This is a genomic window from Bradyrhizobium sp. 33ap4, assembly GCF_032654765.1.
In the GTDB taxonomy this organism is placed as follows: Bacteria; Pseudomonadota; Alphaproteobacteria; order Rhizobiales; family Xanthobacteraceae; genus Bradyrhizobium; species Bradyrhizobium australafricanum.
This window is the reverse complement of the sequence record NZ_JAUMTJ010000065.1, coordinates 13,984-28,956: the sequence shown is the minus strand read 5'-3', so window position 1 is coordinate 28,956 and position 14,973 is coordinate 13,984. Positions and strand designations below refer to the sequence as shown.

Sequence of the window (14,973 nt, the reverse complement as noted above, 5' to 3'; positions counted from 1 at the left end):
GGACCGGCTGCGGGTTCGTTGCGTAAGTCCCCAACCAAGATCAATCGAGGAAATTTCCTTTATGAGAACAACAACACTGTCGCTGCTGGCAACCGCCACGGCGCTCTGCCTGCTCTCCACCCAGGCCGCCTTTGCACAAAAGAAGTATGATACCGGCGCCTCCGACACCGAGATCAAGATCGGCAATGTCGAGGCCTATAGCGGTCCCGCCTCCGCCTACGGCGTCATCGGCAAGACCGAAGAAGCCTATTTCAAGATGATCAACGACCAGGGCGGCATCAACGGCCGCAAAATCAACTGGATCTCCTATGACGACGGCTACTCCCCGCCGAAGACCGTGGAGCAGATCCGCAAGCTGATCGAGAGCGACGAAGTGTTCCTGGTGTTCAACGCGCTGGGCACGCCGACCCAGACCGCGGTGCAGAAGTATCACAACGCCAAGAAGGTGCCGCAGCTGTTCCTCGCCACCGGCGCCAGCAAGTGGAACGATCCGAAGGATTTCCCGTGGACCATGGGTTTCCAGCCGAGCTATCGCGTCGAGGCGCGGATCTTCGGCAAGTACATCCTGAAGGCCAAGCCGGATGCCAAGGTCGCGATCTTCTATGCCAATGACGATTTCGGCAAGGATTACCTGGTCGGCCTGAAGGAGATCCTCGACAAGTCGAGCGTCAAGATCGTCGCCGAAGAGAGCTACGAGACCACCGAGCCGTCGATCGACTCCCACATCGTCAAGCTGAAGGACACCGGCGCCGACGTGTTCGTCAACATCTCGACGCCGAAATTCGCGGCGCAGGCGATCAAGAAGATCGCCGAGCTCAACTGGAAGCCGATGCAGGTGATGACCGACGTCTCGATCTCGATCGGCGCGGTGATGAAGCCCGCCGGGCTTGAAGCTTCCGAAGGCGTGCTGTCGGCCGGCTATCTGAAGGACGCGTCCGATCCGCAATGGAAGAATGACGAGGGCATGAAGAAGTTCATGGCCTTCGCCGAGAAGTACATGCCGGGCGCCAACCTCGCCGACGCCAATCTGGTCTATGGCTACGCCGCGGCGCAGACCATGGTGCAGGTGCTGAAGCAGGCCGGCGACAACCTGACACGTGATAACGTGATGAAGCAGGCCGCGAGCCTGAAGGATTTTGCGCCCGACACGCTGATCCCCGGCATCAGGATCAACACCAGCGCGACCGACTTCGCGCCGGTCGAGCAGCTCAAGATGATGCAGTTCAAGAACGGGCAGTGGGAGCTGTTCGGCGACATCATCAGCGCCGAGACCGGCGGCTAGCGTGACGCGCACCGCCACCAAACATCAGCCATCGCGAAGCCGCCCATCCGGGCGGCTTCGTTTGTTTTGCGAATCGCGGGTGAAGCCAAGCCGAGCGACGCGCAAGCTATCTCACCGTCACCCTGAGGAGCTGCGAAGCGGCGTCTCGAAGGGTCGACGGCCGGCCGGTGGCCGCGCATCCTTCGAGGCTCGCCCAGCGGCGCAATCGCGCCGCAAGGATGACGGAGCTAACCCTGCCGTTGCTAGCCCGGCAAAAAGATCGCGAACGGCTCATCGATCGTCCGGCGCAGATGCTCGCGATAGGTGGCGTAGTTCGCATCATCCGCCGACACCCGGCCGAGGCTTGGCTTGGGCACGTTCTTCACCGGCAGGAACGCGATCGGCGCGGCGACCGGCGTCAGCAGCGAGCCGCGGCCGGCGAGCAGCGTCGTGATGATGCCGTACATCTCGCCGGAATTGCGCGGGCGCGACACCGTGATCACGCGATGCTGGCCGTGCCTGTTGGTCACGAGGTAGACGAAGCCGGATTCATTGGGCACCGCGACTTCGCCGTATTGCGTATAGTCGGCGTCCTGCCGCTCGCCCTCGCGAAAGCCGAGCGATGACGCCGCTTCGTCCCAGGCGATCTCGGTGCGATAGGCGTAGAGCGCGCCCTGCTCGCCGAACGACGGCCGCACCGTGATGTAGGTCCCTTCGATCCGCGCCACCGCACGGCGCGAATAGGACCCGAGGCCGTCGGGTGCAATCCCGCCATTGGCGGGTGCGGCCACCGTGATCGTCTCCGGCAGCTTGCGCAAGGACACACCCAGCGCCTGCTCCAGCCGCACGGTGGTCGCCAGCGTGAACGGGCGGCGGCCGCCGAGCACCTTCTCCAGGGTCGAGAGGCTGAGCTTGGCCTGCTCGGCCAGCGTCTGCCGCGAGATGCGGCGGCGCGCGATTTCCTCGCGGATGGTCTCCGCGACCTGCTGGCTCTGCTCGGCGGATAGCTGCTTATCAGGCGTCGGCATCCAGATTCCTGCCCGGTTCCCCTTGATTCCGCGCAGTCTAGCAGACCGGACAATCCATCACCAAACCGCACAAATCCGCCTCAGCCGGCGGCGGGCCGCGCCGGACGGCGGCTAATCATTGCCGATCATTCTGCTCGCGCCAAAACCGCCGTTCTCCATGATCGCGAGGCAGCGAAAGCCTCGCTCGGGAGTGACGAAAATGACGATTTACGATGCATGTGAGAGCAGCCCGCAGATCCGCCTGTCGCGCAGGATGCGCATTGCGCTGTTCTTTCTGGTGGAAGGTGTGGCCGCGCTGGTGATCGGCTTTGCGGCCTTGTTCGTGAGTTTCGATCCGGTGTGGTCGGCCGAACTGCCGCGACAGGCGGCGCTGCGTCCATCAGATGCGCGTTCCGGCTCGCTGCTGTTCAAGACCGACGACGGCTATGCCGACGCGACCAGGCTCGGCATCGACGTCGACCTCACGGTGTCGGGTCCGACGGTCCGCGCCCGCGTCACGCAGATCTTCCGCAACCCGACCAAGGACTGGGTGGAGGCGACCTATGTCTATCCGCTGCCGGCGGGCGGCGCGGTCGACACGCTGAAGATGGTGGTCGGCGACCGCGTCGTGGTCGGCGACATCAAGGAGCGGCAGCAGGCGCGCGCGATCTACGAGCAAGCCAAGCAGAACGGCCAGAAGGCCGCCCTCACCGAACAGGAGCGGCCCAACATCTTCACCAATTCGGTCGCCAATATCGGCCCCGGCGAAACCGTGCTGGTGCAGATCGAATATCAGGAGCCGGTGCAGCAGAACGGCAGCGAGTTCTCGCTGCGGGTGCCGATGGTGGTCGGCCCGCGCTACAATCCGCGCCCGGTGGTGCAGAGCGTCGACCTCCGCGCCGATGGCAACGGCTGGGGCGCCACGTCAACCGATCCCGTGCCGGACCGCGACCGCATTGCCTCGCAAGTGCTCGATCCGGCGGAGAATGCGCCGGTCAATCCGACCAACATCACGGTGCATCTGAACGCCGGCTTCGCGCTCGGCGAGGTGACGAGCCATTTCCACCAGGTCAGGATCGAGAGCCCCGACGGCACCACGCGGCTCGTCAAGCTCGCCGAAGGCCCGGTGCCGGCCGATCGTGATTTCGAGCTCACCTGGAAGCCGGCCGCCGAGAAGGCGCCGTCGGTCGGGCTGTTCCGCGAGCATGTCGGCAATTCCGACTATCTGCTCGCTTTCGTCACCCCGCCGTCGGTCGAGCAGGCGCAACAGAAGCCGTTGCCGCGCGAAGTGATCTTCGTGATCGACAATTCCGGTTCGATGGGTGGCACCTCGATCATCCAGGCCAAAGCGAGCCTGACTTACGCGCTCGGTCGCTTGCAGCCGACCGATCGTTTCAACGTGATCCGGTTCGACGACACCATGGACACGCTGTATCCGGCACCGGTCGCGGCAAACAACGCCAATATCGGCAACGCGACGGCGTTCGTCAGCGCGCTGCAGGCCCGCGGCGGCACCGAGATGGTGCCGGCGATGCGCGCAGCGCTGTCCGACACCAACCATGACGACGCCAATTACGTCCGTCAGGTCGTGTTCCTGACCGACGGTGCCATCGGCAACGAGCAGCAATTGTTCGAGACCATCAGCGCGCTGCGCGGCCGCTCGCGGGTGTTCATGGTCGGCATCGGCTCGGCGCCGAACACCTATCTGATGACGCGCGCCGCCGAACTCGGCCGCGGCACCTTCACCCATATCGGCTCGGTCGAGCAGGTCGACGAGCGCATGCGCGGCCTGTTCGCCAAGCTGGAAAATCCCGCGGTGACTAGCCTCTCCGCGAAATTCTCCGAGGCGACGGCCGACCTGACACCGTCGGCACTGCCTGACGTCTATCGCGACGAGCCGCTGGTGCTGGCCGCCAAGCTCGACAAGCTGGCCGGCTCGGTCGAGATCAAGGGCCGTATCGGCGATCGCCCGTGGAGCGTGACGCTGCCGCTCGCGAATGCCGCTGAAGGCAAGGGCCTGTCGAAACTGTGGGCCCGGCGCAAGATCGCCGATGCCGAAGTGGCGCGCACCACGCGGCAGCAGAACCCCGAGGACGCCGACAAGACCATCCTCGCGCTGGCGCTGGAGCATCAGCTCGTCACGCGGCTGACCAGCCTTGTCGCGGTCGACAAGACGCCGAGCCGCCCGGAAGGCGAGCCGCTGAAGTTGAGCGAACTCCCGCTCAACCTGCCCGCCGGCTGGGATTTCGCGAAGCTGTTCGGCGAGCGTCCGAGTCTGCCGGCCGTCCCGGGCGAGCGGCGCGCCGACGCCGGCGACGGCAAGCTGCAGCTCGCTGCGCTGAAGCGGTCACCGGTCGCCACGCAAGGTCCCGGCACGATCCAGCTGCCGAAGACCGCGACCGATGCGGAGCTGAAGATGATCGCGGGCGTGATCCTGCTCACGGTGAGCATTCTCCTCCTGGTGTTCAACCGGCATCAGACGTCGCCCCAATGACGTCGGATGAAAGGAGGAGGTGCCCCCCAACCTCCTCCTTCAAGAGCGCGCGCGGCGTTCCCACCCGTCCCCCAGGGGCCGCGCGCGCAACTTTTTTCCAACCCACAATGTCATTCCGGGGCGATGCGCAGCATCGAACTATGGTGCGCGCTTGCGCGCCTGAGAATCTCGAGATTCCGGGTCTGGTCCTTCGGACCATCCCGGAATGACAGCAACAGGCGCAACAATGCCCCGCTTCATCCCACTCCTCGCCTTCGCCCTCATCGGCCTGATCCTGTTCGGCCAGGGCGCCTATATCCACGCCAAGGCGCTGCTCGCACAGGTGCTGCTGGAGCGCGCCTTCACACAAAGCATCGCGACCGGCCAGCCGGTGAGGCCGTGGAGCTGGGCCGATACCTGGCCAGTGGCGCGGATCGAGGTGAAGCGTCTGCACGCCTCCGCGATCGTGCTTGCCGGCAGCAGCGGCCAGGCGCTGGCGTTCGGCCCCGGCCATGTCGAACAGACAGTCGATGCCGGCGAGCGGGGCGTCGCGGTCTATTCCGCTCACCGCGATACGCATTTTCACTTTCTCAGGGATGTCACAATCGGTGACGAGATCGACGTCACGCGCAGCGACGGCAAGATGTTTCGCTATCGGGCCGATCGCAGTTCGGTGGTCCGCTTCGATCAATCGGGGATCGATCCGCTCACCGACCGTCGTGAACTGGTGCTGTCGACCTGCTGGCCGTTCGATGCGCTGACATCGGGGCCCGAGCGTTATCTGTTGCACGCGACTTTGGTCGAAACGGATTCGCGCCCGCGTGGATCGGGTTCCTGATACGCAATCAATTTTGCGCCTGCCGGGATATTGCGCGCGGTGCCCTGACCTGCGCCGGCATGAGTTGCTACCCCCTTTCCCTCGCCATAAAAACAATGAAAAATCGCGCGCCTCACGGTGATCCGCCGTGGCCAGAGGAAACAAAGACAACAAGGATAAGGGCAGGCTCCATGGAAGCTTTCGCAAGCACCGCGTCTCATGTGTCCCACGAATGGGCGCCGCCCGCTGACGCCAGTGATATCGTCAAGAGCATCCACGCGATGCTGCATCCGCGCAACATCGTGCTGGTCGGTGCCACCGACAAGCCCGGCAATTACGCCGAACGGATCTGGAACAATCTGGTTAAATACGGATATGCCGGCGGCCTCTATCCGATCAACGCCAAGCGCGAAGCGATCTGGGGCGTCACCTGCTACAAGGACTTCGCTAGCCTTCCCGAAAAACCCGACCATGTGCTGGTGCTGGTGCCGGCCCGGTTTGCGGTGCAGGTGATCCGCGATGCGGCGGCGGCCGGCGCGCGCTCGGCGACCATCGTCACCTCCGGCTTCAGCGAATTGCAGGATGAAGAGAGCCAGCGCCTCGCGGTCGAGCTGAAGCAGGCGATCAAGGAGACCGGGCTTGCGGTCACCGGTCCGAATTGCCTCGGCAATCTCAGCGCCGGCGAGAACCTGTTCACCAATATCGACGACCGCATCGTCACCATGGAGCAGGGCGCGGTGGCGATCGCCGGCCAATCCGGCGCGATCGTGATGGCGATCCGCCAGGCGCTGGAGGATCGTGGGGTCGGCGTCGGCTACATGGTCACGACCGGCAATGAATCCGGCCTCGAGACCCCGGACCTGATGAGCTATTTCGCCGCCGATCCGAGCATCCGTGTCATCGTGGTCTATCTCGAAGGCGTCAGGAACACGAAGGTATTCCGCGATGCCTGCAAGGCCGCGCGCGCCGCCGGCAAGCCGGTGATCGCGCTCAAGCTCGGCGCCTCCGAAGGCGGCCGCGCGGCGGCGATGGCGCATACCGGCGCGCTCGCCGGCTCGATCGAGACCTTCGATGCGATCTCGACCCGCGAAGGCGTGATCCGGGTGCGCGGGCTGGATGAACTGATCGAAACCACCGAGTGCTTCGTCCATGCCGATCCGCCGAAGGGCAATCGCCTCGCGGCGGTGTCGCTGTCGGGCGGCAAGCGCGGCCTCCTGATCGACGCGTTCTATTCCGCCGGGCTGAACTTCGCGCCGCTGAGTCCGAACGCCTCGGAGCAGCTGGCGAAGATGCTTGGCCCCGGCAGCATCGTCGGCAATCCGCTCGACGCCGGCTTCGCGGCGGTGGTCGATCCCTCCGTCTACATGAAGTCGATCAAGATCATGATCGACGATCCCGACACCGATATCGTCATCATCGATGCCGAGCTGCCGAAGGCGCCGCACGAGCTGCGCGAGCGCAATCTGCGCATCGTCAACGAGATGGCGGGCCAGGCCAACAAGCCGGTGATCTATATCAGCGCGATGTCGATCGGCTTCACCGAATTCACCAAGGGGCTGCGCAAGTCGCTGCCCGATATCGCGGTCATGCAGGGCCTTGACCGCGCGGTCGGCGCGATCAAGTCGTTGATCGAATATGCCGGCCTGCGCAAGGAAGTGCCCGATATCGCGTCGAGCTCGACGGCATCTGCGCGCGCGGTGCTGGAGAAGACGCTGAAGGCCGCCAACGGTGCCGCCGCGCTCGACGAGGTTGCCTCGAAGAAGCTGCTCAAGGCCTATGGCATCCCGATCTCAAAGGAAGAGGTCGCGCAGACCGCGGCGGAGGCCGTGAAGATCGCCAAGCAAATCGGCTTCCCGGTGGTCGCCAAGGTGGTCAGCCCCGACATCCTGCACAAATCCGATATCGGCGGCGTGGTGCTGAACCTTGCCAATGCGGCCGAGGTGAAGAAAGCCTTCAACGACATCACCGCGCGGGTGAAGAAGCTGAAGGGCAAGCCGAAGCTCGAGGGCATCCTGATCGCGCAGCAGGTCAAGGCCGACCTCGAGCTCGTGGTCGGCGCCTCGCTCGACGCCGAGATGGGCCCCGTCGTGCTGTTCGGCACCGGCGGCGTCGATATCGAGCTGATGAAGGACGTCGCGCTCGCCGGCGCGCCGCTCGACGCCGCCGAGGCGAAGGAGCTGATCGCCAGGACCAAGGCCGGGGTCAAGATGAAGGGCTATCGCGGCAAGCCCGCGCTGCACGAGCCGTCGGCAGTGAAGGCGCTGGTCGGGCTCTCCAACCTGATGGCCGACGCCAATGGCCGCATTGCCTCGATCGACGTCAACCCGTTCCTGATCAACAGCAAGCTCGGCGTCGCCGTCGACGGCCTGATCGTGCTGAACAACGCCGCCGCGAACAAGGCCGCGGGGCATTAGGGTTCATCGCAAATTCATCACCGTCATCCCCGCGCAAAGGCTTCGCCTTTGTCGCTGGAGGTGCGAGCGAAGCGAGCCTCAGGATGACGGAACTGCGAGTGTGCGGTCTGTCCGAAGCATGCATCTTGGGCTAAAAGCTCGCACCCCACTGCCGCGCGGTCTGCAGCACCCAGTCGCGATAGAGTGTCAGCGGCGTCACGCCGGTGATGCCGCCGCAGCCGGCGGCGCCGTTCGGTCCCGTCGACCAACTCACCACGCCGACGATTGCGGGGCCGCCCTGCTTGTCCTCGAACACCGGCGCGCCGGAATCGCCGGTGCAGGCCCCGAGCCCGTCGCGCACGCCCTGCCCGACCGGATCGACGAGACGGATCTGCAACGTGCCGGGCTTGCCGCTCGCGATCAGGCCGGCGACGCGGGTGGCGCCGCCGCTCTTGCCGTCACCACGCACGGTGACGCCGACGCCCGCGATGGTGAAGCGGCCGCCGACCTGGATCGGAATGTTTGGCATGCCGAGCGCGGCCGGCGCCTTGCCTGCGGCCGGCGCCGCGAGCTGCAGCAGCGCGACATCGGCGGTCGCGACATGACTGGTCATCGCCTGCATCCGAAAGCCGGGATGGATCGCAACCGTCCTGACGTCCTGCAGCTTCGGCTGCCTGTCCGCGCCATATTCGACAATCTTGTAATCGGCACCGGGCTGCACGCAATGCGCCGCGGTCAGCACGACCTTCGGCGCGATCAGCGCACCGGTGCAGAAATTGCCGCGCGAGCCGACGATCGTGACGACGGAGCGCGCAACGCCATCCGTCGACGGCGCGCCGCCGCCGACGATGGCGAAAGCCGGAGGGCAGACCAGCGACACGAGAACGGCGAGGATCAGGCGGGATGACTTCATCGGCGAAGCAATAGCCCGCTCCGCGCGGGTCGCCAAGCGCCGAACGAGCACCGAACAAGCGCCGGATCGGGCTGGTCCCGGTCTGCGATCCGTGTTAGCCGCTCCTCAAGCAACGCATCATTGGGCAGGAAAGCATGATCGAGGCAGTGATCTGGGATTTCGGCGGCGTGTTGACCACCTCGCCGTTCGAGGCGTTCGCGCGCTATGAGACCGAGCGCGGCCTGCCGATCGACATCATCCGCCGCACCAACGCCGCCAATCATCTCGAGAACGCCTGGGCCAAGTTCGAGCGCGCCGAGATCGATATCGACGCGTTCGACGCGCTGTTCGCGACGGAATCAAAGGCGCTCGGCGCCGAGGTGCGCGGCAAGGACGTGCTGCCGCTGCTCTCCGGCGACCTGCGCCCCGAGATGGTCGAGGCGCTGAAGCGCATCAAGGCGAAATTCAAGACCGGCTGCATCACCAACAACCTGCCGGCGAACGCGATCGGCAGCCGCAGCGGACGCACGCTCTACGTCGCAGAGGTGATGGCGCTGTTCGATCACGTCATCGAGTCCGCGAAGATCGGCCTGCGCAAGGCCGACCCACGAATCTACCAGATGATGGTGGAGACGCTGCAGGTGAACCCGAAGAACTGCGTCTATCTCGACGATCTCGGCGTCAATTTGAAGCCGGCGCGCGAGATGGGCATGACCACGATCAAGGTCGCGAATGCCGCGCAGGCGATCGGCGAGCTTGAAGCCGCGACCGGCCTCACGCTGAGGTGAAGCGGGCTACGCGCCTGTTCATGCCGCATTCACGCGGCGGCTTCTAATTGTCGGCCTCCCCCCGGGTCACGGCGCGATCGCATCGTGACCCCTTTCCTGGTCTGAGCATGACGTTCCGGAAAACCGACGTCCACTTCTCCGGATCATGCCTCGCGGAGGCACTTCCCATGAAACGTCTTGTCGTCGCCCTTGTCTCCGCTGGTTCGCTGCTGATCCCGGTCGCAGCGCTCGCGCAGACAACATCAGCCCCCACAACAGCGCCGGTGGCAGCTCCCGCGCAACAGAGCGCGTCGACGGCGGCGCCCGTGCCCGGCGCGAAGCGCGCGGCCTGCCAGAGCGCGGCGAAGGCGCTGAAGGGTCAGGAGCGGCACGACCAGATGCAGCTCTGCATGGCGCAGGCGCGGCTCGACTGCCTGAAGCAGGCCATCGACCAAAAGATCACGGGCCCGCAGCGCAAGGATTTCGTGAAGAGCTGCGGGTTGACGGTAGCCGGGCTACGAGATTCTTCTCCTTCCCCCTGAAAGGGGGAAGGTCGGGATGGGGGTCAGCCGCAGACGCCGGCGTTGATGGAGAGAGTAGATCCCCACCCGCTTTGCTCTGGCGAGCAAAGCGACCTCCTCTTTTCAAGGGGAGGTTCGAACTACACGCTAACAAGCGTAGCCCGTATTGCGCTTGGCGGAATACCCCGGAACCATGCGCTATGCGGGCCAAACGAGCCTTGTGCTTTGTCCGCAACGGGCGCAGAACAGGTCCGAGTTCAAGGCAAATTCGGAGCTGATCCTCGTGGCTGACACCAGGCCCACCGCCTCGATCGAGGCCGTGGAAAGCGGCCTCGCCGCGCAAGGCTATATTGCGAGCCGGCAGATCGCGACCGCGGTCTATCTGTCGCAGCAGATCGAGAAGCCGATCCTGGTCGAGGGCCCTGCCGGCGTCGGCAAGACCGAGCTGGCGAAGGCGATCGCCGCATGGCGCGGCATGAAGATGATCCGCCTGCAATGCTATGAGGGCCTCGACGAGGCCAAGGCGCTGTATGAGTGGAAATACGCCAAGCAGCTGCTCTACACCCAGATCCTGAAGGACAAGCTCGGCGAGGTGCTCGGCGGCGCACAGTCGCTGGCGGCTGCGCTCGACCAGCTCCACACCTTCGGCGATGTGTTCTTCTCCAAGGAATTCGTCGAGCCGCGGCCGCTGTTGCAGGCGCTGGAGCAGCCGGCCGGCTGCGTGCTCCTGATTGACGAAATCGACAAGTCGGATGCCGAATTCGAATCGCTGCTGCTGGAAATCCTCTCGGACTTCCAGGTCACGATCCCCGAGCTCGGGACCGTCTCCGCGGTGGCGCCGCCGACCGTGATCCTGACCTCGAACAGTGAGCGCGATCTTGGCGATGCCTTGAAGCGGCGCTGCCTGCATCTGCACATCGGCTTCCCCGAGCAGAAGCTGGAGGAGCGCATCGTCGAGAGCCGGGTGCCCGGCATCTCGCAGACGCTGCGCAAGCAGATGGTCGGCTTCATCCACGAGATCCGCTCGCTCGACCTGAAGAAGCTGCCCTCGGTCAGCGAGGCGATCGACTGGGCGCGCGTGCTGGTGCTGCTGCAGGCCAGCGAGCTCGACCACGAGATCGTCAAGGACACGCTCAACGTGCTCCTGAAATACGAGGCCGATATCGAGGCCGCGACACCGCAGATTTCGTCCTTCATCGCCAAGGCGTCGCGCCAGGGCGTGTTCAGCTAAACCAAGATGCGCGAGAACCTGCATCGCTTCTTTCGTGCGGCGCGGGGAGCCGGGGTCCGGGTCTCGCCCGCCGAAAGCATCGATGCGATGCGGGCGGTCGCCCAGGTCGGCTTTGCCGATCGCGACATCCTGCGCGACACCTTCCTGCTGACGCTGGCCAAGACCCAGGACGAGAAGCGCGCGCTCGGCGAATGCTTCGACCTGTTCTTCAGCCAGCCCGAGCCGCAGCAGGAGGAAGCCGAGCAGAGCAAGACCGACGACGGCAGCGAATCCGGTGCCAACCCATCGGCCGACGAGCATGGCGATGCGTCGGGCGGCGCCGCCAGCGAGAACGTCGGGCCGCTGGCGCAGATGCTGCTGTCGCAGGATCGCTCCGCGATATCGAGCGCGATCGCCAACGCCTCCGGCGCCGCCTCGCTGCCGGATATCCGCTACTTCACCCAGCGCGGCATCTTCCAGACCCGCATCCTCGATGCGATGGGGATCCAGCGCCTGCGCGACGACATCGACGACCAGACCACGCGCAATCCCGCGCTCGCCGAACGGCTGCAGGAGGCGCTCAACGGCCTGCGCGGCACCGTTCGCGACGCGGTCTCGCAGGCCCTGCTGCTCTACGGGCGCGAGGAAGCGGAGAATCTGCGCAACGAGATCCTGCGCAACGCGCCGCTGGCGCGGATCGAGCCGCGGCAGGTCGAGCAGATGCGCGCGCTGATCCGCCAGATCGCGCGCCGGCTGCGCGAGCGCTACTCCAAGCCGCGCAAGCGCCAGCGCCGCGGTCATCTCGACGTCCGCCGCACGCTGCGCCGCAACGCGGCTTGGGGCGGCGTCCCCTTCCTCACCGCCTGGAAGCGCAAGCATCGCGACCGGCCGAAGATCGTCGCGCTGTGCGACGTTTCCGGCTCGGTCGCCCGCGTCTCGGACTTCTTCCTGCTCCTGATCCACAGCCTGCACGAGGTGGTGGACGACGTCCGCTCATTCGCCTTCTCGGGCCACCTGATCGAGGTCAGCGACATCCTGGAATCGAAATCGCCGGAAGAGGCGATGAAGGAGATCATGTCCAAGGTCGGCTTCGGCTCGTCCGACTACGGCAATTCCTTCGCCGATTTCGAGGACAATTGGATGAGCGCGATCACGCCGCAGACCACGGTGATCGTGCTCGGCGACGCCCGCAGCAACAACCTCGATCCGCGCGCCGACATCCTGCGCCGGATCGGCGAGCGCTCCAAACGGCTGGTCTGGCTCAATCCCGAGGGCCGCATGGTCTGGGGTTTTGGCGATTCCGAGATGCCGCGCTACGCGACCTTCTGCAGCGTGTTGCGGCAGTGCGCGACCGCGCAGCAGCTCGAGCGTGCCGTGTCGGATATCGTCGCGACCTATCAATAGGCCGCCCGCCGCACTTAGATGGCAAGCGACTCGCCGTGGAACAGCCACCCGACGAACGCAGCCAATGTCAGAGCGATCGAGGCGAAGATGCCGACCAGCTTGATCGTCGTGATCGCCTTCAGGATCGAGACAGACCGCGCCGCCGCATGCGGATCGCCGTGCAGCAGCAGCCATACCAGGAGACAATCCTCGATCAGGTCGCTGAGCAGGTACACCGCCGGCACGACCAGGCCGAGCCACGCAGCGGACGGGTAGATCCGGCTGAGCCAGTGCGATGACGCCGCCCCCATCGCACCCGCCAGCGCCAGCATGACGATCAGGTCGAGCGGAAACAGGATCGGAAAGACATATTTCATCCGCAGATCGGACTGCACCAGCTCGCCGAGCTGGTCGCCGGTGTAGCTCAGCGTCTTCTCCGGAAAGCGGGTGCGGAACCTGCTTGCGAACACGCGATCGGAATAGCTGCCGACCCACCAGAACAGCCCGAACGCCACCACCACAAGTCCCAAGAGAATGGCCGTCACGAGAGCTTGAGGGCTCATGCCGACCTGTTCCTGTTGCTGCTGAGGAAGCTGCGGGAAGCCGCAGGAAAGATGATCGCGTGCACCGCGGAGTCCCTGAAAGGGAGAAAATGTCGACGCATATAGCAATGATCGACGAGCAGATTTCCATCTTTTCCGAAGTGTTGCAATTGAATTTTGAGAGCGCCATTGGCGGCTGGCCCAAAGCATCGCGAACCGCAATTGGGTCTCTCACGGACACTCCGTCACGGCCGGGCATCGGCGAGCTGAAGCGATGCCGTCCTTGGCGCAGCTTTGGCCGGCTGTGGCGAGATTCAATTCGAAAGCCAACGGCAGGCAACGCCGGCGCGCATCGCGCTTCGCTACCCGGCACCACCGGCGGTCACGCCGCCGCCACAGAACCGTCTTCAATTGGAGATTGAATTTTCACCGCATTCTGCCGTACATAGAGGCCACGAATTTTCACGGCGGCCGCGAGGGCAACGGATGCCGAAGGATATTGTGATTTGTTGCGACGGCACCGGCAACGAGATCGGTGACAATATTTCCAACGTGCTGAAGCTGTTCCGCGTCGCCGACAAGAATGACCGGCAGCGGATCTATTATCACCCCGGCCTCGGCACCATCGGCCTGCAAAACGCCTGGGGCCGCTTCAAGCAGCAGATGCGCGGCCTGTTCGGGCTGGCCTTCGGCGCCGGTCTCGACCAGGACACGCTCGGCGCCTACCTGTTCCTGTGCCGGGCGTGGGAGCCAGGCGACCGGGTCTGGATGTTCGGCTTCAGCCGCGGTGCCTACACGGTGCGCGTGCTCGCGGCCTTCGTCCATGTGATGGGCCTGCTGCCCGTCGACCAGCTCGACCTCGCGAGCTACGCCTTCGGCACCTACAAAAAAGCCAGCTCCGACGCCCAGAAATCCGACGGCACGTTCGACTATGCTCCATTGAAGGAAGCCTGGCATTTCAGCCAGATTGCCGGCGGCCGCAACATCGGCATCGAGTTCGTCGGGGTCTGGGACACCGTGGCCTCGATCATCGTGCCGCGACAGGACAATTTCCTGTTCGACCTCCAGACGCTGCTGTTCACCCGCACCAATTCCAGCGTCAAACGGTTCCGCCAGGCGATCTCGATCGACGAGCGCAGGCGCATGTTCCGACTCAATCGCTGGATCGAGCCGCAGAAATTTCGCTCGGATCCATTCGATCCGGCAACGGAGGTGGAGCAGGACATCCGCCAGGTCTGGTTTGCCGGCGTGCACTCCGACGTCGGCGGCGGCTATCCGGAAGACCAGAGCGGGCCGTCGAAGTTTCCGCTGATCTGGATGCTCGAGCAGGCCAAGGCAGCCGGGCTGCACATGGATCAGGCGCTGATCGATCATCTCGCCTGGGGGATGCCGTTGCCGCCGCACAAGCACGAATATGTGCCGCCGAGCGCGACCGCTCCGCTGCACAATTCGCTGACCGCCGCCTGGGAAATCCTGGAATGGATTCCGAAGAGCGACAAATGGAAGGAATGGTCGGAGCGGAAATCCTTCCTCGGCTTCTATCTGCCGCGCGGCGAGCCGCGGCCGATTGCGGACGGCGCGACCATCCATGCCTCGGTGTTGGAGCGCATGGAGAAGGATCCGGCCTACAAGCCGATCAATATGCCGATGACCTACAACGTCGAGCCGATGACGCCGCCCCCGGCTCCCCCCGCTGCAACGGCTTGA

Annotated in this window: 13 protein-coding genes; 10 read left to right on the top strand and 3 right to left on the bottom strand. The window is 64.9% G+C overall.

Annotated elements, in window-relative coordinates; genetic code table 11:
* Positions 1-61: 61 nt before the first annotated feature.
* A complete protein-coding gene (locus Q2M23_RS35745; protein ID WP_316398538.1) occupies positions 62-1,282 on the top strand; it encodes an ABC transporter substrate-binding protein in 1,221 nt (406 codons plus the stop codon).
* Between the two features lie 242 nt (positions 1,283-1,524).
* On the opposite strand, the gene Q2M23_RS35740 is transcribed toward Q2M23_RS35745, so the two are convergent.
* Positions 1,525-2,289 (bottom strand): helix-turn-helix transcriptional regulator, encoded by a 765-nt coding sequence (locus tag Q2M23_RS35740; protein WP_316398537.1) that lies wholly within the window; start codon positions 2,287-2,289, stop codon positions 1,525-1,527.
* 253 nt (positions 2,290-2,542) lie between these two features.
* Between Q2M23_RS35740 and Q2M23_RS35735 the strand changes: the two genes are divergently transcribed.
* The 3 genes from Q2M23_RS35735 (at position 2,543) to Q2M23_RS35725 (ending at position 7,972) form a co-directional block, all read left to right on the top strand.
* Positions 2,543-4,762 carry a marine proteobacterial sortase target protein gene (locus tag Q2M23_RS35735; RefSeq protein WP_410469809.1) on the top strand — a complete coding sequence of 740 codons (2,220 nt, stop codon included), beginning with the start codon at positions 2,543-2,545 and terminating at the stop codon, positions 4,760-4,762.
* A gap of 226 nt (positions 4,763-4,988) precedes the next feature.
* Complete coding sequence (locus Q2M23_RS35730) at positions 4,989-5,579, top strand: class GN sortase (RefSeq protein ID WP_057021195.1); 591 nt, start codon at positions 4,989-4,991, stop codon at positions 5,577-5,579.
* A gap of 170 nt (positions 5,580-5,749) precedes the next feature.
* Positions 5,750-7,972 carry an acetate--CoA ligase family protein gene (locus tag Q2M23_RS35725; RefSeq protein WP_229191108.1) on the top strand — a complete coding sequence of 741 codons (2,223 nt, stop codon included), beginning with the start codon at positions 5,750-5,752 and terminating at the stop codon, positions 7,970-7,972.
* A 130-nt stretch (positions 7,973-8,102) separates the two neighbouring features.
* On the opposite strand, the gene Q2M23_RS35720 is transcribed toward Q2M23_RS35725, so the two are convergent.
* Entirely contained in the window at positions 8,103-8,864 is a 762-nt protein-coding gene (locus Q2M23_RS35720; RefSeq protein ID WP_316398535.1) for a S1 family peptidase, read from the bottom strand.
* Positions 8,865-8,998: 134 nt separating this feature from the next.
* On the opposite strand from Q2M23_RS35720, the gene Q2M23_RS35715 reads away from it, so the two are divergent.
* From Q2M23_RS35715 to Q2M23_RS35700, 4 genes are all read left to right on the top strand, one after another.
* Positions 8,999-9,631 carry an HAD-IA family hydrolase gene (locus Q2M23_RS35715; protein WP_316398534.1) on the top strand — a complete coding sequence of 211 codons (633 nt, stop codon included), beginning with the start codon at positions 8,999-9,001 and terminating at the stop codon, positions 9,629-9,631.
* Between the two features lie 167 nt (positions 9,632-9,798).
* Entirely contained in the window at positions 9,799-10,152 is a 354-nt protein-coding gene (locus Q2M23_RS35710; protein WP_316398533.1) for a hypothetical protein, read from the top strand.
* Between the two features lie 262 nt (positions 10,153-10,414).
* The gene (locus Q2M23_RS35705; RefSeq protein WP_021078095.1) at positions 10,415-11,362 is read left to right on the top strand and encodes an AAA family ATPase; all 948 of its coding nucleotides are present in this window, start codon (positions 10,415-10,417) and stop codon (positions 11,360-11,362) included.
* A gap of 6 nt (positions 11,363-11,368) precedes the next feature.
* The gene (locus Q2M23_RS35700) at positions 11,369-12,745 is read left to right on the top strand and encodes a vWA domain-containing protein (RefSeq protein ID WP_316398532.1); all 1,377 of its coding nucleotides are present in this window, start codon (positions 11,369-11,371) and stop codon (positions 12,743-12,745) included.
* A 14-nt stretch (positions 12,746-12,759) separates the two neighbouring features.
* Here the strand turns inward: Q2M23_RS35700 and Q2M23_RS35695 are convergent, their stop codons facing one another.
* The gene (locus Q2M23_RS35695; protein ID WP_210262845.1) at positions 12,760-13,287 is read right to left on the bottom strand and encodes a hypothetical protein; all 528 of its coding nucleotides are present in this window, start codon (positions 13,285-13,287) and stop codon (positions 12,760-12,762) included.
* Positions 13,288-13,394: 107 nt separating this feature from the next.
* On the opposite strand from Q2M23_RS35695, the gene Q2M23_RS35690 reads away from it, so the two are divergent.
* Both Q2M23_RS35690 and Q2M23_RS35685 read left to right on the top strand, forming a co-directional pair.
* Positions 13,395-13,688 (top strand): hypothetical protein, encoded by a 294-nt coding sequence (locus Q2M23_RS35690; protein ID WP_316398531.1) that lies wholly within the window; start codon positions 13,395-13,397, stop codon positions 13,686-13,688.
* Between the two features lie 64 nt (positions 13,689-13,752).
* Entirely contained in the window at positions 13,753-14,973 is a 1,221-nt protein-coding gene (locus tag Q2M23_RS35685) for a DUF2235 domain-containing protein (protein WP_316398530.1), read from the top strand.

Coding starts and splice junctions, on each gene's coding strand:
- Q2M23_RS35745 (WP_316398538.1), top strand. CDS start 62: ATGAGAACAACAACACTGTCGCTGCTGGCAACCGCCACGGCGCTCTGC.
- Q2M23_RS35740 (WP_316398537.1), bottom strand. CDS start 2,289: ATGCCGACGCCTGATAAGCAGCTATCCGCCGAGCAGAGCCAGCAGGTC.
- Q2M23_RS35735 (WP_410469809.1), top strand. CDS start 2,543: ATGCGCATTGCGCTGTTCTTTCTGGTGGAAGGTGTGGCCGCGCTGGTG.
- Q2M23_RS35730 (WP_057021195.1), top strand. CDS start 4,989: ATGCCCCGCTTCATCCCACTCCTCGCCTTCGCCCTCATCGGCCTGATC.
- Q2M23_RS35725 (WP_229191108.1), top strand. CDS start 5,750: ATGGAAGCTTTCGCAAGCACCGCGTCTCATGTGTCCCACGAATGGGCG.
- Q2M23_RS35720 (WP_316398535.1), bottom strand. CDS start 8,864: ATGAAGTCATCCCGCCTGATCCTCGCCGTTCTCGTGTCGCTGGTCTGC.
- Q2M23_RS35715 (WP_316398534.1), top strand. CDS start 8,999: ATGATCGAGGCAGTGATCTGGGATTTCGGCGGCGTGTTGACCACCTCG.
- Q2M23_RS35710 (WP_316398533.1), top strand. CDS start 9,799: ATGAAACGTCTTGTCGTCGCCCTTGTCTCCGCTGGTTCGCTGCTGATC.
- Q2M23_RS35700 (WP_316398532.1), top strand. CDS start 11,369: ATGCGCGAGAACCTGCATCGCTTCTTTCGTGCGGCGCGGGGAGCCGGG.
- Q2M23_RS35695 (WP_210262845.1), bottom strand. CDS start 13,287: ATGAGCCCTCAAGCTCTCGTGACGGCCATTCTCTTGGGACTTGTGGTG.
- Q2M23_RS35690 (WP_316398531.1), top strand. CDS start 13,395: ATGATCGACGAGCAGATTTCCATCTTTTCCGAAGTGTTGCAATTGAAT.
- Q2M23_RS35685 (WP_316398530.1), top strand. CDS start 13,753: ATGCCGAAGGATATTGTGATTTGTTGCGACGGCACCGGCAACGAGATC.